This is a genomic window from Paracoccus sp. MA, assembly GCF_020990385.1.
Taxonomy (GTDB): Bacteria; Pseudomonadota; Alphaproteobacteria; order Rhodobacterales; family Rhodobacteraceae; genus Paracoccus.
In genome coordinates this window covers 1,980,326-1,995,069 of record NZ_CP087598.1, presented here as the reverse complement: position 1 = coordinate 1,995,069, position 14,744 = coordinate 1,980,326, and the positions used below count along the sequence as shown (strand labels likewise).

The window sequence follows — 14,744 nt, the reverse complement described above, 5'->3', positions numbered from 1 at the left end:
CACCCTACCAACCCCGTAGGGTGCGTGCCTGCACGCACCGTCAACATAAGGAGCCATGCCCATGGCAAAGGCAAAGTTTGAACGGACGAAACCGCACGTCAACATCGGGACGATCGGTCACGTTGACCACGGCAAGACGACGCTGACGGCTGCGATCACCAAGTATTTTGGTGAATTCAAGGCCTATGACCAGATCGACGGCGCCCCCGAGGAGCGTGCGCGTGGCATCACGATCTCGACCGCGCATGTGGAATACGAATCGGAGAACCGGCACTACGCCCACGTGGACTGCCCCGGCCACGCGGACTACGTGAAGAACATGATCACGGGCGCGGCGCAGATGGACGGCGCGATCCTGGTGGTGAACGCGGCCGACGGCCCGATGCCGCAGACGCGCGAGCACATCCTGCTGGGCCGCCAGGTCGGCATCCCCTACATGGTCGTCTACCTGAACAAGGTCGACCAGGTGGACGATCCGGAGCTGCTGGAACTGGTCGAGATGGAAGTGCGCGAGCTGCTGTCGTCCTATGACTATCCCGGCGACGACATCCCGATCATCAAGGGCTCGGCGCTGGCGGCGCTGGAAGGCCGCGACAAGGAGATCGGCGAGGATTCGATCCGGGCGCTGATCGCCGCCGTGGACGAATACATCCCGACGCCCGAGCGCGCGGTTGACCAGCCGTTCCTGATGCCGATCGAGGACGTGTTCTCGATCTCGGGCCGGGGCACGGTGGTGACCGGCCGCGTCGAGCGCGGTGCGGTGAACGTGGGCGACGAGCTTGAGATCGTCGGCATCCGCCCGACGAAGAAGACCACCTGCACCGGGGTGGAGATGTTCCGCAAGCTCCTGGACCGCGGCGAGGCCGGCGACAACATCGGCGCGCTGCTGCGCGGCGTGGAGCGCGACGGGGTGGAGCGCGGCCAGGTGCTGGCGAAGCCCGGCTCGGTGACGCCGCATACCGAGTTCGAGGCCGAAGCCTATATCCTGACCAAGGAAGAGGGCGGCCGGCACACGCCGTTCTTCGCGAACTATCGTCCGCAGTTCTATTTCCGGACCACGGACGTGACCGGGACGGTTCGTCTGCCCGAGGGCACCGAGATGGTGATGCCGGGCGACAACCTGAAGTTCACGGTGGAGCTGATCGCGCCGATCGCGATGGAAGAGAAGCTGCGCTTCGCGATCCGCGAGGGCGGCCGCACGGTCGGCGCCGGCGTGGTGTCGAAGATCCTGAAGTGACGGGCTGGTCCGCGGCGGCCGGGTGGCGGGGCGCAGGCCCGCGCTGCCTTGCGCCGCGGGCTTTGCGCTCCGGGACCGTCATCGGGTGATCCCTGCCGGGATATCGCGATGAGGAAGGCCGCTCCGCGAGGGGCGGCCTTTGCCGTCTGGGGCGGCGCGGGCTTTCCGGGGCTCTGCCCCGGACCCCGGGATATTTGCGCAAGAAAGAAGCGCGCGGAGGGCGGCCCAGGGCCAGGGCGCGCGGGCGGGTGCCGGGGCGTGGTTTTCAGATCAGTTCGGCAAGGCCCGCGCGACGGAATTCCTTGTGGATGCTGCCGATCGTTTCATCCCGGTCGATATCGGACCGGGCCAGGGTCCGCAGCCCGCAGCGCGCATCCGCGATCAAGCAGGCGCGGTATTCCCCCGGGGCGCTCATGTAGCGCCAGATCGATTCCGTGCCGCAGCATGACCGCCTGCAGCTTTCCCGTGTCATGGAAGGCGATGCCATGCGGCGGCATTGGCGCCCCGTCCCGTCCGACCGGCCGGGCGAAGGCGGCAATGACCGGAGCGCAGTCGAGTGGGCGGCAGCGGGGCGCCAGCTTTTCGCGCGCCATGACGCTGTGCGGGCGGCGGCGCGGGATCAGGATTTTCTGGTCCACCCGGCCCAGCAGCTGGCGGCCGTGCATCGCCGATCTCCCTGGCGGGCGGTGCGGGGTGACGAGCGCCTGGCCCGCGTCGGCTCTCTTATCCCGGGATTGCGGTGGCGCAAGCGCCGGGTCGGCCCCGGCCAGGCTTGACCGCGCCGGCCGAAGCGGCTAAAGGGGCGCCATCGCCGCCGCTCCTCGTCCTTTTCACGGAGAATCGGTTGCATTGTGCCGGGCCGCCATGTAATGGGGCGGCCTGCTCTTATTTGATACGGTTCGATGCTGGCAGCGCGTGGTGTGCGGTCAGCCTCTCAACTGGAACTCCCCGCAAGAGGGATGATAATGCAAAGCCAGAATATCCGCATCCGGCTGAAGGCGTTCGATTACCGCGTCCTGGATGCCAGCACGCAGGAAATCGTCAACACCGCCAAGCGCACCGGCGCCCAGGTCCGTGGTCCGATTCCGCTGCCCAACAAGATCGAGAAATTCACCGTTCTGCGCGGTCCGCATATCGACAAGAAATCCCGCGACCAGTGGGAAATCCGCACGCATAAGCGCCTGCTGGACATCGTCGACCCGACCCCCCAGACCGTGGACGCCCTGATGAAGCTCGACCTCGCCGCCGGCGTGGATGTCGAGATCAAGGTGTAAGGAGGCTGACATGCTGCGGACTGGTGTTATCGCCAAGAAGCTGGGCATGACCCGGCTGTTCCTGGAAGACGGGCGTCAGGTGCCCGTCACCGTTCTGCACGTGGACAACGTGCAGGTCATCGCTCAGCGCACTGCCGAGAAAGACGGCTACGTGGCGCTGCAGCTCGGCGCGGGCGAGGCCAAGGCCAAGCGCACGACCGCCGCGCTGCGTGGCCATTTCGCCAAGGCGAATGTCGCGCCCAAGCGCAAGATCGCGGAATTCCGCGTCGCGCCGGAAAACCTGGTGGAAGTGGGCGAGGAGATCATCGCCGACCACTATTTCGAGGGCCAGTATGTCGACATCGCCGGCACCTCGATCGGCAAGGGCTTTGCCGGTGCGATGAAGCGGCACAATTTCGGCGGTCTGCGCGCCTCGCATGGCGTGTCGATCAGCCACCGCTCGCATGGTTCGACCGGCCAGTGCCAGGACCCGGGCAAGGTGTTCAAGGGCAAGAAGATGGCGGGTCACCTCGGTGCCGTCCGCGTCACCACCCAGAACCTGCAGGTCGTCAAGACCGATGCCGAGCGTGGCCTGATCATGGTCAAGGGCTCGGTCCCGGGTTCGAAGGGCGGCTGGGTCACGATCAAGGACGCCGTGAAGAAGCCGCTGGCCGAAAACACCGTTTTCCCGGCCGAGACCCGTTCGAAAGCTGCCCAGGCCGAGGCTGCCGCCCCTGCCGAGGCCGCCGCGCCCGAAGGAGACAACTGATGAAACTCGACGTTATCACGCTCGATGCCGGCAAGGCCGGGGACATCGACCTGAGCGATGACATCTTCGGGCTCGAACCGCGTGCGGACCTGCTGCATCGCGTCGTGCGCTGGCAGCGTGCGAAAGCGCAGGCGGGCACCCATTCGGTGCTGGGCAAGTCGGATGTCAGCTACTCGACCAAGAAGATCTACCGCCAGAAGGGCACCGGCGGCGCCCGCCACGGTTCGCGCAAGGCGCCGATCTTCCGTCACGGCGGCGTCTACAAGGGCCCGACCCCGCGCTCGCACGCCTTCGACCTGCCCAAGAAGGTCCGCGCGCTCGGCCTGAAGCATGCGCTGTCGGCCAAGGCCGCCGCGGGTGAGCTGGTCGTCGTGGACAGCCTGAACATCGCGGAAGCCAAGACCGCGGCCGTCGCCAAGGCGGTCAAGGAAAACGGCTGGAAGCGGGTTCTGGTGATCGACGGCGCGGAAGTGAACGAGAACTTCGCCCGCGCCGCCCGCAACCTGGAAGGCGTCGATGTGCTGCCCTCGATCGGTGCCAATGTCTATGACATCCTGCGCCGGGATACGCTCGTGCTGACCCGCGCCGGTGTCGAAGCCCTGGAGGCTCGCCTGAAATGAGCGTGAAACCCGAACATTACGACGTGATCGTCAAGCCGATCATCACCGAGAAGGCGACGCTGGTCTCCGAGGCCAACGCCTATGTCTTCGAGGTGGCCAAGGATTCGAGCAAGCCGGCGATCAAGCAGGCCGTCGAGGCCCTGTTCAACGTCAAGGTGAAGGCGGTCAACACCACCATCACCAAGGGCAAGACCAAGCGTTTCCGCGGCCGCCCCGGCGTGCGCTCGGACGTGAAGAAGGCCTATGTGACGCTGGAAGCTGGCAACAGCATCGACGTCTCGACCGGCCTCTGATAGAAGCCGACGAATCGACGGCCCCGGCAGCGGGGCCGTCGCCTTTTGACTGAAACGGACCAATCACGGTCCAAAGCAACGGAAGACAGAGAGCATGGCACTCAAGTCGTATAAGCCGACGACGCCTGGCCAGCGTGGGCTGGTTCTGATCGACCGTTCGGAGCTTTGGAAAGGGCGCCCGGTCAAATCCCTCACCGAGGGGCTGACCAAGAACGGCGGCCGGAACAACACCGGACGGATCACGATGCGCCGCAAGGGCGGCGGGGCGAAGCGTCTCTACCGCATCGTCGATTTCAAACGCACCAAGTTCGATGTTTCGGCCACGGTCGAGCGGATCGAATACGATCCCAACCGCACCGCCTTCATCGCGCTGATCAAATATGAAGACGGCGAGCAGGCCTATATCCTGGCGCCGCAGCGTCTGGCCGTGGGCGACAAGGTGATCGCCGGCGCCAAGGTCGACGTGAAGCCCGGCAACGCCATGCCCTTCAGCGGCATGCCGATCGGCACCATCGTCCACAACGTCGAGCTGAAGCCCGGCAAGGGCGGCCAGATCGCCCGCTCGGCCGGCACCTATGCCCAATTCGTCGGCCGCGACGGCGGCTATGCCCAGATCCGCCTCAGCTCGGGCGAGCTGCGCTTGGTCCGTCAGGAATGCATGGCCACCATCGGCGCTGTGTCGAATGCCGACCATTCGAACCAGAACCTCGGCAAGGCCGGCCGCAACCGCCACAAGGGCATCCGCCCGAGCGTGCGCGGCGTCGCGATGAACCCGATCGACCACCCGCATGGCGGTGGCGAGGGCCGGACCTCGGGCGGCCGCCACCCGGTCACCCCCTGGGGCAAGGGCACCAAGGGCAACCGCACCCGCACGAACAAATCGACCGACAAGTACATCCTGCGGTCGCGTCACGCGAAGAAGGGACGCTAATCCATGGCACGTTCAGTTTGGAAGGGCCCCTTTGTCGACGCATATGTGCTTCGCAAGGCGGAAAAGGCCCGCGAATCCGGCAAGTCGGATGTCATCAAGATCTGGTCGCGCCGTTCGACCATCCTGCCGCAATTCGTCGGCCTGACCTTCGGCGTCTACAATGGTCACAAGCACATCCCGGTCGCCGTGACCGAGGAGATGATCGGCCAGAAGTTCGGTGAATATTCGCCGACGCGGACCTATTACGGTCACGCCGCCGACAAGAAAGCGAAAAGGAAGTAATCGTCATGGGTAAGGAACAGAATCCGCGCCGCGTGGCGGAGAACGAGGCGTTCGCGAAGACCAAGATGCTGCGCACCTCGCCGCAGAAGCTGAATCTGGTCGCGGCGCTGATCCGCGGCAAGAAGGTGGACAAGGCCCTGGCCGACCTGACCTTCTCGAAGCGCCGCATCGCCGGCGACGTGAAGAAATGCCTGCAATCGGCCATCGCCAATGCCGAGAACAACCATAACCTCGACGTGGACAATCTGATCGTCGCCGAGGCCTGGGTCGGCAAGAACCTGGTCATGAAGCGTGGCCGTCCGCGCGCCCGTGGTCGTTACGGCAAGATCATGAAGCCGTTTTCGGAAATCACCATCAAGGTGCGTCAGGTCGAGGAGCGCGCGTAATGGGTCAGAAGGTAAACCCCATCGGGATGCGTCTCCAGGTCAACCGCACCTGGGACAGCCGCTGGTATGCGGATGACAAGGACTACGGCAATCTGCTGCTGGAAGACCTGAAGATCCGCGACTTCATCCATCAGGAAGTGAAGCAGGCCGGCGTCAGCCGCGTCATCATCGAGCGCCCGCACAAGAAGTGCCGCGTCACGATCTATGCCGCGCGTCCGGGCGTGATCATCGGCAAGAAAGGCGCCGATATCGAGACCCTGCGCAAGAAGCTGGCGAACTTCACCGCCTCGGAACTGCACCTCAACATCGTCGAGGTCCGCAAGCCCGAGCTGGACGCCCAGCTGGTGGCCGAGTCGATCGCCCAACAGCTGGAACGCCGGGTGTCGTTCCGCCGCGCCATGAAGCGCGCGGTGCAGAACGCCATGCGCATGGGCGCGCTGGGGATCCGGGTGAACGTCTCGGGCCGCCTGGGCGGCGCCGAGATCGCCCGCACCGAATGGTATCGCGAGGGCCGGGTGCCGCTGCACACGCTGCGCGCCGACATCGACTATGCGCTGTCGGAGGCCTCGACCCCCTACGGGATCATCGGCGTGAAGGTCTGGATCTTCAAGGGCGAGATCATGGAGCACGATCCGCAGGCCCGCGACCGCCGCGCCACCGAAGCGCAGGACGGTCCGTCGCCCCGCGGCCCGCGCCGTGATCGCGACCGCGACGCGCGCTAAGGAGAAGAAGCAATGCTGCAACCGAAACGGACCAAGTTCCGCAAACAGCACAAGGGCCGCATCCACGGCGAAGCCAAGGGCGGGTTCAACCTGAACTTCGGCTCCTACGCGCTGAAGGCCATCGAGCCCGAGCGCGTCACCGCGCGCCAGATCGAAGCGGCCCGCCGCGCGATCACCCGCCACATGAAGCGTCAGGGCCGGGTCTGGATCCGGATCTTCCCGGACGTGCCGGTTTCCTCGAAGCCGACCGAAGTGCGGATGGGTAAGGGCAAGGGTTCGGTGGACTACTGGGCCGCCCGCGTCCATCCCGGCCGGATCATGTTCGAGATCGACGGCGTGAACGACGCCATCGCCCGCGAAGCCCTGCGCCTGGGCGCGCAGAAGCTGCCGGTGCTGACCCGCATCGTCGCGCGCGAAGACTGGTAAGGCGGCGCGGGCGCGCCTGGGCGCCCCGCCCACCGAAGCGAGAGAGATGGGCCCCGCCGGAGAACGGCGGGGCGCTTCATTTGCAGCCCTTCCCGCAAAGAGGGTTGCCAAGAACCGGCGATGCCTGTATGGGCAAGCCTTCACATGAAACTCCACCGGAATCAGGGTGGCCCTGCATGGCAGGGGCTCTCCGGTGATGTTGAAAGGAAAAGGCGCATGAAAGCGCAGGAACTGAAAGACAAGACGCCTGACCAGCTGAAGGAACAGCTGCTCGCGCTGAAGAAGGAAGCGTTCAACCTGCGCTTCCAGCAGGCCACCGGCCAGCTCGAATCGACCGCCCGCATGCGTGCCGTCCGCCGCGACGTCGCCCGTGTGAAAACCATTCTGAACCAGAAAGCGGCGGAAGCCGCGGCGTCGAACTAAGGAGCCCGGTCCATGCCCAAACGCATCCTGCAAGGCAAGGTCGTCAGCGACAAGAACGAACAGACCGTCACCGTCCTGGTCGAGCGTCGCTTCAAGCATCCGCTGCTGCACAAGACCGTGCGGTCGTCCAAGAAATACCGCGCGCATGACGCGCAGAACCAGTTCAAGGTCGGTGACACCGTTCGCATCGTCGAATGCGCGCCGATCTCGAAGACCAAGCGCTGGACCGTGCTGACCGAAGCCACCGAGGCTTCGGCCTGAGGCCCAGTTTAATCGATACCCTGGGGCCGGCCCATGATCATGGTCGTGCCGGTCCCCAAAGGTCGGGAGTAACCAAATGATCCAGATGCAGACCAATCTGGATGTCGCTGACAACTCCGGCGCGCGCCGGGTGCAGTGCATCAAGGTCCTGGGTGGTTCGCACCGTCGCTATGCGTCGGTGGGCGACATCATCGTCGTCTCCGTCAAGGAGGCCATCCCGCGCGGCCGCGTGAAGAAAGGTGACGTCCGCAAGGCCGTCGTCGTGCGCACCGCCAAAGAAGTGAAGCGCGAGGACGGCACCTCGATCCGCTTCGACCGCAACGCCGCCGTCATCCTGAACAACCAGGGCGAACCGGTCGGCACCCGTATCTTCGGGCCGGTCGTGCGCGAGCTGCGCGCCAAGAACTTCATGAAGATCATCTCGCTCGCCCCGGAGGTGCTGTAATGGCTGCCAAGCTGAAAAAGGGCGACAAGGTCGTCGTGCTGACCGGCAAGGACAAGGGCAAGCAGGGCGAGATCGCCGCGGTGTTCCCGAAAGAGAACAAGGCGGTCGTTGACGGCGTCAACATCGCGATCCGTCACCAGCGCCAGACCCAGAACACCCAGGGCGGCCGCGTGGCGAAAGCCATGCCGATCGACCTGTCGAACCTGGCGCTGCTGGACAAGAACGGCAAAGCGACCCGCGTCGGCTTCCGCGTGGAAGACGGCAAGAAGGTCCGTTTCGCCAAGACCACGGGAGACGTGATCTGATGCTGGACCAAGCCAATTACACCCCGCGCCTCAAGTCGCTCTACAAGGACCAGATCCGCGCCACGCTCAAGGAAGAGTTCGGCTACAAGAACGACATGCAGATCCCGCGCCTGGACAAGATCGTCCTGAACATGGGCATCGGCGAGGCCGTCAAGGACACCAAGAAGGTCAAGCAGGGCGCCGAGGAGCTGTCGCTCATCGCGGGCCAGAAGGCCGTCATCACCAAGGCCAAGAAGTCGATCGCCGGCTTCCGCGTCCGTGAAGAGATGCCGCTGGGCTGCAAGGTGACGCTGCGCGGCGACCGGATGTATGAATTCCTGGACCGCCTGATCAACATCGCGCTGCCCCGCGTCCGCGACTTCCGCGGCGTCAAAGGCTCGGCTTTCGACGGCCGCGGCAACTATGCCATGGGCCTGAAGGAGCACATCGTTTTCCCGGAAATCAACTTCGACAAGGTCGACGAAGTTCTGGGGATGGACATCATCATCTGCACCACCGCGAAGACCGACGCGGAAGCGAAATCTCTGCTGAAGGCATTCAACATGCCTTTCAACAGCTGATCGCGGAGGGAAGAAGATATGGCTAAGAAATCCATGGTCGAGCGCGAGAAGAAGCGCGAGCGTCTGGTTCAGAAATACGCCGCCAAGCGCGCCGCGCTGAACGAGATCGTCCACGATCAGTCCCTGCCGATGGAAGAGCGCTTCAAGGCCAGCCTGAAACTGGCTGAACTGCCGCGCAACTCCTCGGCCACGCGTCTGCACAACCGGTGCCAGCTCACCGGCCGTCCGCATGCGTATTACCGTAAACTGAAACTGTCGCGGATCATGCTGCGCGAGCTCGGCTCGTTCGGCCAGATCCCCGGCATGGTCAAATCGAGCTGGTAAGGGGGCAATATGTCGATGAACGATCCTCTCGGCGATATGCTGACCCGCATCCGCAACGCGCAGATGCGCGGCAAATCGACCGTCCGCACGCCCGCCTCCAAGCTGCGCGCTTGGGTGCTCGACGTGCTCAAGGCCGAAGGCTACATCCGCGGCTACGAAAAGGTTGAAACCCCCTCGGGCCATACCGAGCTGGAAATCAGCCTGAAATACTACGAAGGCACCCCGGTGATCCGTGAGCTGGCTCGCGTGTCCAAGCCCGGGCGCCGGGTCTACGCTTCGGTCAAGGAGATCCCGCTGGTTCGCAACGGGCTGGGCGTCTCCATCGTCTCGACGCCGAAAGGCGTGATGTCGGATGCAGCGGCTCGCAACGCCAATGTCGGCGGCGAAGTCCTCTGCACCGTGTTCTAAGGAGGGCAGGATGTCTCGGATTGGTAAGAAGCCGGTCGAACTGCCCAAGGGCGTGACCGCCGAAGTGAAAGGCCAGACGATCGAGGTGAAGGGGCCGAAAGGCACCCGTTCCTTCACCGCGACGGATGACGTGACCCTGAAGGTCGAGGATGGCGGCGTCACCGTGACGCCGCGCGGGCTGTCCAAGCGCGCGCGCCAGCAATGGGGCATGTCGCGCTCGATGGTGGCGAACCTCGTGACCGGCGTCAGCGAAGGCTTCAAGAAAGAGCTGGAAATCCAGGGCGTCGGCTATCGCGCCCAGATGCAGGGCAAGACCCTGAAGCTGGCTCTGGGTTATTCGCATGACGTGAACTTTGAAACCCCGGAAGGCGTGACGATCACGGCCCCGAAGCAGACGGAAATCGTGGTCGAGGGCATCGATCAGCAGATCGTCGGCCAGGTCGCCGCGAACATCCGCGAGTGGCGCCGTCCCGAGCCCTACAAGGGCAAGGGCATCCGCTACAAGGGTGAGGTCGTCTTCCGCAAGGAAGGCAAGAAGAAGTAAGGGGCGCGAGAAATGGCACTGAACAAGAGAGAGCTGTTCCAGAAGCGCCGCCTGCGCGTGCGGAACAAACTGCGGGCCATCTCGGACGGTCGTCCGCGTCTGTCCGTCCACCGTTCTTCCAAGAACATCAGCGTCCAGGTGATCGACGATACGAAAGGGGTCACGCTGGCCTCGGCCTCGTCGCTCGAGAAGGACCTGGGCGTTGTCGGCAAGAACAACCTGGAAGCCGCGGCCAAGATCGGCGCTGCCATTGCGGAGCGCGCGAAGAAGGCCGGCGTCGAAGAGGTGATCTTCGACCGCGGCGGCTTCCTGTTCCACGGCAAGATCAAGGCTCTGGCCGACGCAGCCCGCGAAGGCGGTCTGAAGTTCTGATCTGATGCGGGCGGCGCTTTCCGATAGGGGCGCGCCGCCCCGATGATCCGGGGGCCGGTCGCCCGCGCGGCCGCCCACCAGGATTGGGTTCAACGGCGCGGATCGCGCGCCAGATTACAAGGAATGCCTGAATGGCAGAACGTGAACATCGTCGGGGTCGCCGCGAAGAGCGCGAGGAAACCCCGGAATTCGCCGACCGTCTGGTCGCGATCAACCGCGTGTCGAAAACCGTCAAGGGCGGCAAGCGCTTCGGCTTCGCGGCCCTGGTGGTCGTCGGCGACCAGCGCGGCCGCGTCGGCTTCGGCAAGGGCAAGGCGAAAGAAGTGCCCGAGGCGATCCGCAAGGCGACCGAGCAGGCCAAGCGCGGCCTGATCCGCGTGCCGCTGCGCGACGGCCGCACCCTGCATCATGACATCGAGGGCCGTCACGGCGCCGGCAAGGTCATCATGCGCACCGCCGTCCCGGGCACCGGCATCATCGCCGGCGGTCCGATGCGCGCCGTGTTCGAGATGCTGGGCGTCCAGGACGTCGTGGCCAAGTCGCAGGGCTCGCAGAACCCCTACAACATGATCCGCGCCACCATCGACGGCCTCAAGAAGGAAGCCTCGCCCCGCAACGTCGCCCAGCGTCGTGGCAAGAAGGTGGCCGAGATCCTGCCCTCGAACGACAAGCCGGCCGCCGAAGCCGCCGCCGAAGCGTAAGGAGAGGCAAGAATGGCTAAAACCATCGTCGTCAAGCAGATCGGCTCGCCGATCCGCCGCCCGGCCATCCAGCGCGAGACGCTGAAGGGCCTGGGCCTGAACAAGATGCACCGCACCCGCGAGCTGGAAGACACTCCGGCCGTGCGCGGCATGGTCGCCAAGATCCCGCATCTGGTCACCATCATCGAAGAGCGCGGCTGATCGTCCCGCCTCTGCCGGAAATCAAAACGCCCCGGAGCTGCTCCGGGGCGTTTTCGTTCATCCGTTAACCTTTCGCTAACCCGTTTCCCCTAGGCTCGGCCCATCTTCCAGCCGTTCGAGCCTGCCTTGCCCTGTCTGTTCCGCCCCCTGTTCCGCTGTGTTCTGCTGATCCTCCTGGCCTTGTCCGGCAGTGCGGTGGCCGGTCCCTGGCCGCGTGAGGAGAAGGGCGTGTTCCTGTCCTTCTCGGGCGAGCGCGACGTGCAGGGAAACGCCTATTCCAGCCTCTATGCCGAATACGGCCTGCGCCCGCGCCTGACGCTGGGGCTGGAACTCGGCCGGTCCAGCGGCGGGGAGGCCAGCGCCATGTTCTGGCTGCAGCGCGCGCTCGACCGGGGCGAGGGGCCGAACCGCTTCTCGGCGGCGCTTGGCATGGGCGCGCTGGAGCGGCGCGGCGAATACCTGCCGCTGGCGCAGATCGCCGTGGGATGGGGGCGGGGCTTCGATTCGCTGCCGGTCCTGCGCCGCGTCCCGCGCGGCGGCTGGCTGTCGGTCGAGGCGCGCTACAAGATCGCCGGCGCGATGAAGGACGAGGCGGAGATCGCCGAACTTGCCGCCCGGGGTGCGGGGCTGCTGAGCTATCTCACCCCCGAATCCGAGGCCAAGGCCGAGCTTACCCTCGGCTGGCATGCCGGTGAGAGCCTGATGCTCATCGGCCAGGTCCGGGCCGAGGAGCGCGAGGACAGCGGCTTCGGCGCCAAGCTGGCCGTCACGGCGGTCCGCGACCTGATCGGGCCGGCAAGGCTGGAGCTGGGGATGATCGAGCCGCTTTCGGGGCCGGGCGAGCGCGCGGTGAAGCTGGGGCTGTGGGTGGCGTTCTGATCGCGCCGACCTTCAGGGCGTCGCGGGCGAACACCTTACGGCCGGGCGGACCGCGGTCCGCCTCGTTCGCTCGGCAAAAGCGGGCGGCATCGGCGGGATGCCGATCGGCCGGCGGATCGCGCGGCATCGGGCGCGGTCCGCGAGCGGGTCGGTGCGGCGTCCCGAGGCGAAGGATGTGCCCGGTCCTGGCGCGGATCGGCCGCGACGCATTCTTGACGGGCCGCGCCCGGCGGATCGGCTTTCCCGGGGTGGTCGTCTCGGGCCCATGCCGGGGCCGGGCCAGCTTGACCGCGGCGGTGACAGCCGCTAGAAGCCGCCGGTGTCCCCGTGACACCGACTCAACAAGCAAGAAATGCCGTGTCCGCCCCCTTCGCTTCATGGGGCGCTTCCGGCCAAGGAGAAGCGATATGAAACTGCATGAACTCCGCGACAATCCCGGCGCGAACCGCAAGAAGAAGCGCGTCGCGCGCGGCCCCGGCTCGGGCAAGGGCAAGACCGCCGGCCGCGGCATCAAGGGCCAGACCTCGCGTTCGGGCGTGGCGCTGAACGGTTACGAAGGCGGCCAGATGCCGCTTTACCGCCGCCTGCCCAAGCGCGGCTTCAGCAAGCCGAATCGCCTGGAATTCGCGGTGGTGAACCTGGGCCAGCTGCAGGCCTTCGTCGACGCGGGCAAGCTGGACGCGAAAGCCGACGTGACCGAGGACGCGCTGGTCGCCGCCGGCGTCATCCGCCGCAAGCTGGACGGCGTGCGCGTGCTGGCCAAGGGCGAGCTCAAGGCCGCGCTGAACCTGACCGTCGCCGGTGCGTCGAAAGCCGCCGTCGAGGCCGTCGAGAAGGCGGGCGGCAAGCTCACCGTCACCCGCCCGGCGAAAGAAGCCGAGGCTGACGTTCCCGCGGCCGAATAAGCTGTTGAAGGGCGCGCCCGCGCCCCATAGATAGCTATCCAAGTTTTCCAGGCGCCGCGGGATCGGGAAACGATCCGGCGGCGCTGCCACGAAGGGGCACGAAGCATGGCGTCAGCCGCAGAACAGATGGCCGCGAACCTTTCCTGGGGCGCGCTCGGCAAGGCGACCGAGTTGCGCCAGAGGATCTGGTTCACCCTCGGACTTCTCATCATCTACCGCCTCGGCACCTATATCCCGGTGCCCGGCATCGACGGCGCCGCGCTGCGCAACTTCATGGACCAGGCGCAGGCCGGGCTGGGCGGCATCCTGTCCATGTTCACCGGCGGCGCGCTGGGGCGGATGGGCGTCTTCGCGCTTGGCATCATGCCCTATATCTCGGCCTCGATCATCGTGCAGCTTCTGGCCTCGATGGTCCCGGCGCTCGAGCAGCTCAAGAAAGAGGGCGAGCAGGGCCGCAAGAAGATCAACCAATATACTCGCTACGGCACCGTGGCGCTGGCGCTGTTCCAGGCCTGGGGCCTTGCCGTCAGCCTGGAGCACGGCAACCTCGCGCATGAGCCGGGGATGTTCTTCCGCGCCTCGGTGGTCATCACCCTGGTCGGCGGCACCATGTTCCTGATGTGGCTGGGCGAGCAGATCACCGCCCGCGGCATCGGCAACGGCATCTCGCTGATCATCTTCGTCGGCATCGTGGCCGAGATCCCGGGGCACCTGGCGCAGTTCCTGGCGCAGGGCCGCTCGGGCGCCATCTCGACCCCGGTGATCCTGGGCGTGATCGTCATGGTCGCCGCGGTGATCGCCTTCGTGGTGTTCATGGAGCGCGCGCTGCGCAAGATCCACATCCAGTATCCGCGCCGCCAGGTCGGGATGAAGATCTATGACGGCCAGTCCAGCCATCTGCCGATCAAGGTGAACCCGGCCGGCGTGATCCCGGCGATCTTCGCCAGCTCGCTGCTGCTCCTGCCGGTGACGATCTCGACCTTCTCGGGCAACCAGACCGGCCCGGTCATGTCGACGATCCTGGCCTATTTCGGTCCCGGACAGCCGCTTTACCTGCTGTTCTTCGCGGCGATGATCATCTTCTTCACCTATTTCTACACGTTCAACGTCAGCTTCAAGACCGAGGACGTGGCCGAGAACCTGAAGAACCAGGGCGGCTTCATCCCCGGCATCCGCCCGGGCAAGCGGACCGAGGATTACCTGACCTATGTGGTGACCCGGATCCTGGTGATCGGCTCGGCCTATCTGGCCTTCGTCTGCCTCCTGCCCGAGATCATCCGCGACCAGCTGGCGATCCCCTTCTACTTCGGCGGCACCTCGGTGCTGATCGTGGTCAGCGTGGTGATGGACACGATCAACCAGGTGCAAAGCCACTTGCTCGCCCATCAATACGAAGGTTTGATCGAGAAATCGCAATTGCGCGGCAAGCGTGGCAAGACGGGGGCGGCCAAGCCCCGCAAGGCCCCCGCGCGCCGTTAAAGGGGAAACCCACCATAA

General features: G+C 65.5%; 25 protein-coding genes. 24 read left to right on the top strand and 1 reads right to left on the bottom strand.

Going from position 1 to position 14,744, the window contains the following annotated elements:
- The first annotated feature begins 61 nt into the window (after window positions 1–61).
- Complete coding sequence (gene tuf / locus LOS78_RS16985) at window positions 62–1,237, top strand: elongation factor Tu (protein WP_028713575.1); 1,176 nt, start codon at window positions 62–64, stop codon at window positions 1,235–1,237.
- Window positions 1,238–1,502: 265 nt separating this feature from the next.
- Here tuf and LOS78_RS16980 read toward each other — a convergent pair whose 3' ends face one another.
- Window positions 1,503–1,652 (bottom strand): hypothetical protein, encoded by a 150-nt coding sequence (locus tag LOS78_RS16980; protein WP_230377563.1) that lies wholly within the window; start codon window positions 1,650–1,652, stop codon window positions 1,503–1,505.
- A 550-nt stretch (window positions 1,653–2,202) separates the two neighbouring features.
- On the opposite strand from LOS78_RS16980, the gene rpsJ reads away from it, so the two are divergent.
- The 23 genes from rpsJ to secY all read left to right on the top strand — a co-directional run bounded on the left by rpsJ (window position 2,203) and on the right by secY (window position 14,726).
- Window positions 2,203–2,511, top strand: coding sequence for a 30S ribosomal protein S10 (rpsJ, locus tag LOS78_RS16975; RefSeq protein ID WP_010400227.1), 309 nt, complete (start codon window positions 2,203–2,205; stop codon window positions 2,509–2,511).
- Between the two features lie 10 nt (window positions 2,512–2,521).
- Window positions 2,522–3,259, top strand: coding sequence for a 50S ribosomal protein L3 (gene rplC / locus LOS78_RS16970; RefSeq protein ID WP_230377562.1), 738 nt, complete (start codon window positions 2,522–2,524; stop codon window positions 3,257–3,259).
- Window positions 3,259–3,879 carry a 50S ribosomal protein L4 gene (gene rplD / locus LOS78_RS16965; RefSeq protein WP_028713573.1) on the top strand — a complete coding sequence of 207 codons (621 nt, stop codon included), beginning with the start codon at window positions 3,259–3,261 and terminating at the stop codon, window positions 3,877–3,879. The genes rplC and rplD overlap by 1 nt, the downstream gene beginning before the upstream one ends.
- Entirely contained in the window at window positions 3,876–4,172 is a 297-nt protein-coding gene (locus tag LOS78_RS16960; RefSeq protein WP_028713572.1) for a 50S ribosomal protein L23, read from the top strand. The genes rplD and LOS78_RS16960 overlap by 4 nt, the downstream gene beginning before the upstream one ends.
- 94 nt (window positions 4,173–4,266) lie before the next feature.
- Window positions 4,267–5,103, top strand: coding sequence for a 50S ribosomal protein L2 (rplB, locus tag LOS78_RS16955; protein WP_028713571.1), 837 nt, complete (start codon window positions 4,267–4,269; stop codon window positions 5,101–5,103).
- 3 nt (window positions 5,104–5,106) lie between these two features.
- Window positions 5,107–5,385, top strand: a complete 279-nt coding sequence (gene rpsS, locus LOS78_RS16950; RefSeq protein WP_028713570.1) for a 30S ribosomal protein S19 — start codon at window positions 5,107–5,109, stop codon at window positions 5,383–5,385.
- 5 nt (window positions 5,386–5,390) lie between these two features.
- Window positions 5,391–5,771, top strand: coding sequence for a 50S ribosomal protein L22 (gene rplV, locus LOS78_RS16945; protein ID WP_036698477.1), 381 nt, complete (start codon window positions 5,391–5,393; stop codon window positions 5,769–5,771).
- Window positions 5,771–6,493: a 30S ribosomal protein S3 gene (gene rpsC / locus LOS78_RS16940; protein ID WP_028713568.1), complete on the top strand. Its 723-nt coding sequence runs from the start codon at window positions 5,771–5,773 to the stop codon at window positions 6,491–6,493. Before rplV ends, rpsC begins: the two co-directional genes overlap by 1 nt.
- A 12-nt stretch (window positions 6,494–6,505) precedes the next feature.
- Window positions 6,506–6,919: a 50S ribosomal protein L16 gene (gene rplP / locus LOS78_RS16935; RefSeq protein ID WP_024844057.1), complete on the top strand. Its 414-nt coding sequence runs from the start codon at window positions 6,506–6,508 to the stop codon at window positions 6,917–6,919.
- A 216-nt stretch (window positions 6,920–7,135) separates the two neighbouring features.
- On the top strand, window positions 7,136–7,342 hold the full coding sequence (rpmC, locus tag LOS78_RS16930; RefSeq protein ID WP_028713567.1) for a 50S ribosomal protein L29: 207 nt from the start codon (window positions 7,136–7,138) through the stop codon (window positions 7,340–7,342).
- Between the two features lie 12 nt (window positions 7,343–7,354).
- Window positions 7,355–7,603 (top strand): 30S ribosomal protein S17, encoded by a 249-nt coding sequence (gene rpsQ / locus LOS78_RS16925; protein ID WP_028713566.1) that lies wholly within the window; start codon window positions 7,355–7,357, stop codon window positions 7,601–7,603.
- A 76-nt stretch (window positions 7,604–7,679) separates the two neighbouring features.
- The gene (rplN, locus tag LOS78_RS16920; protein WP_010400243.1) at window positions 7,680–8,048 is read left to right on the top strand and encodes a 50S ribosomal protein L14; all 369 of its coding nucleotides are present in this window, start codon (window positions 7,680–7,682) and stop codon (window positions 8,046–8,048) included.
- Window positions 8,048–8,353: a 50S ribosomal protein L24 gene (gene rplX / locus LOS78_RS16915; protein ID WP_028713565.1), complete on the top strand. Its 306-nt coding sequence runs from the start codon at window positions 8,048–8,050 to the stop codon at window positions 8,351–8,353. Before rplN ends, rplX begins: the two co-directional genes overlap by 1 nt.
- Window positions 8,353–8,913 carry a 50S ribosomal protein L5 gene (gene rplE, locus LOS78_RS16910; RefSeq protein ID WP_036698471.1) on the top strand — a complete coding sequence of 187 codons (561 nt, stop codon included), beginning with the start codon at window positions 8,353–8,355 and terminating at the stop codon, window positions 8,911–8,913. The genes rplX and rplE overlap by 1 nt, the downstream gene beginning before the upstream one ends.
- Window positions 8,914–8,931: 18 nt before the next feature.
- Window positions 8,932–9,237: a 30S ribosomal protein S14 gene (gene rpsN, locus LOS78_RS16905; RefSeq protein ID WP_019351974.1), complete on the top strand. Its 306-nt coding sequence runs from the start codon at window positions 8,932–8,934 to the stop codon at window positions 9,235–9,237.
- A gap of 9 nt (window positions 9,238–9,246) precedes the next feature.
- Complete coding sequence (gene rpsH / locus LOS78_RS16900) at window positions 9,247–9,645, top strand: 30S ribosomal protein S8 (RefSeq protein ID WP_028713563.1); 399 nt, start codon at window positions 9,247–9,249, stop codon at window positions 9,643–9,645.
- Window positions 9,646–9,655: 10 nt separating this feature from the next.
- On the top strand, window positions 9,656–10,189 hold the full coding sequence (gene rplF / locus LOS78_RS16895; RefSeq protein WP_028713562.1) for a 50S ribosomal protein L6: 534 nt from the start codon (window positions 9,656–9,658) through the stop codon (window positions 10,187–10,189).
- Window positions 10,190–10,201: 12 nt separating this feature from the next.
- Complete coding sequence (gene rplR, locus LOS78_RS16890) at window positions 10,202–10,561, top strand: 50S ribosomal protein L18 (protein ID WP_036698468.1); 360 nt, start codon at window positions 10,202–10,204, stop codon at window positions 10,559–10,561.
- Between the two features lie 131 nt (window positions 10,562–10,692).
- Entirely contained in the window at window positions 10,693–11,262 is a 570-nt protein-coding gene (gene rpsE, locus LOS78_RS16885; protein ID WP_028713560.1) for a 30S ribosomal protein S5, read from the top strand.
- Window positions 11,263–11,274: 12 nt separating this feature from the next.
- Entirely contained in the window at window positions 11,275–11,463 is a 189-nt protein-coding gene (rpmD, locus tag LOS78_RS16880) for a 50S ribosomal protein L30 (RefSeq protein WP_028713559.1), read from the top strand.
- Between the two features lie 228 nt (window positions 11,464–11,691).
- Entirely contained in the window at window positions 11,692–12,342 is a 651-nt protein-coding gene (locus tag LOS78_RS16875; RefSeq protein WP_230377561.1) for a hypothetical protein, read from the top strand.
- A 407-nt stretch (window positions 12,343–12,749) separates the two neighbouring features.
- The gene (gene rplO, locus LOS78_RS16870) at window positions 12,750–13,247 is read left to right on the top strand and encodes a 50S ribosomal protein L15 (protein WP_230377560.1); all 498 of its coding nucleotides are present in this window, start codon (window positions 12,750–12,752) and stop codon (window positions 13,245–13,247) included.
- A gap of 105 nt (window positions 13,248–13,352) precedes the next feature.
- On the top strand, window positions 13,353–14,726 hold the full coding sequence (gene secY, locus LOS78_RS16865; RefSeq protein WP_028713556.1) for a preprotein translocase subunit SecY: 1,374 nt from the start codon (window positions 13,353–13,355) through the stop codon (window positions 14,724–14,726).
- Window positions 14,727–14,744 lie beyond the last annotated feature (18 nt).

Coding starts and splice junctions, on each gene's coding strand:
- tuf (WP_028713575.1), top strand. CDS start 62: ATGGCAAAGGCAAAGTTTGAACGGACGAAACCGCACGTCAACATCGGG.
- LOS78_RS16980 (WP_230377563.1), bottom strand. CDS start 1,652: ATGAGCGCCCCGGGGGAATACCGCGCCTGCTTGATCGCGGATGCGCGC.
- rpsJ (WP_010400227.1), top strand. CDS start 2,203: ATGCAAAGCCAGAATATCCGCATCCGGCTGAAGGCGTTCGATTACCGC.
- rplC (WP_230377562.1), top strand. CDS start 2,522: ATGCTGCGGACTGGTGTTATCGCCAAGAAGCTGGGCATGACCCGGCTG.
- rplD (WP_028713573.1), top strand. CDS start 3,259: ATGAAACTCGACGTTATCACGCTCGATGCCGGCAAGGCCGGGGACATC.
- LOS78_RS16960 (WP_028713572.1), top strand. CDS start 3,876: ATGAGCGTGAAACCCGAACATTACGACGTGATCGTCAAGCCGATCATC.
- rplB (WP_028713571.1), top strand. CDS start 4,267: ATGGCACTCAAGTCGTATAAGCCGACGACGCCTGGCCAGCGTGGGCTG.
- rpsS (WP_028713570.1), top strand. CDS start 5,107: ATGGCACGTTCAGTTTGGAAGGGCCCCTTTGTCGACGCATATGTGCTT.
- rplV (WP_036698477.1), top strand. CDS start 5,391: ATGGGTAAGGAACAGAATCCGCGCCGCGTGGCGGAGAACGAGGCGTTC.
- rpsC (WP_028713568.1), top strand. CDS start 5,771: ATGGGTCAGAAGGTAAACCCCATCGGGATGCGTCTCCAGGTCAACCGC.
- rplP (WP_024844057.1), top strand. CDS start 6,506: ATGCTGCAACCGAAACGGACCAAGTTCCGCAAACAGCACAAGGGCCGC.
- rpmC (WP_028713567.1), top strand. CDS start 7,136: ATGAAAGCGCAGGAACTGAAAGACAAGACGCCTGACCAGCTGAAGGAA.
- rpsQ (WP_028713566.1), top strand. CDS start 7,355: ATGCCCAAACGCATCCTGCAAGGCAAGGTCGTCAGCGACAAGAACGAA.
- rplN (WP_010400243.1), top strand. CDS start 7,680: ATGATCCAGATGCAGACCAATCTGGATGTCGCTGACAACTCCGGCGCG.
- rplX (WP_028713565.1), top strand. CDS start 8,048: ATGGCTGCCAAGCTGAAAAAGGGCGACAAGGTCGTCGTGCTGACCGGC.
- rplE (WP_036698471.1), top strand. CDS start 8,353: ATGCTGGACCAAGCCAATTACACCCCGCGCCTCAAGTCGCTCTACAAG.
- rpsN (WP_019351974.1), top strand. CDS start 8,932: ATGGCTAAGAAATCCATGGTCGAGCGCGAGAAGAAGCGCGAGCGTCTG.
- rpsH (WP_028713563.1), top strand. CDS start 9,247: ATGTCGATGAACGATCCTCTCGGCGATATGCTGACCCGCATCCGCAAC.
- rplF (WP_028713562.1), top strand. CDS start 9,656: ATGTCTCGGATTGGTAAGAAGCCGGTCGAACTGCCCAAGGGCGTGACC.
- rplR (WP_036698468.1), top strand. CDS start 10,202: ATGGCACTGAACAAGAGAGAGCTGTTCCAGAAGCGCCGCCTGCGCGTG.
- rpsE (WP_028713560.1), top strand. CDS start 10,693: ATGGCAGAACGTGAACATCGTCGGGGTCGCCGCGAAGAGCGCGAGGAA.
- rpmD (WP_028713559.1), top strand. CDS start 11,275: ATGGCTAAAACCATCGTCGTCAAGCAGATCGGCTCGCCGATCCGCCGC.
- rplO (WP_230377560.1), top strand. CDS start 12,750: ATGAAACTGCATGAACTCCGCGACAATCCCGGCGCGAACCGCAAGAAG.
- secY (WP_028713556.1), top strand. CDS start 13,353: ATGGCGTCAGCCGCAGAACAGATGGCCGCGAACCTTTCCTGGGGCGCG.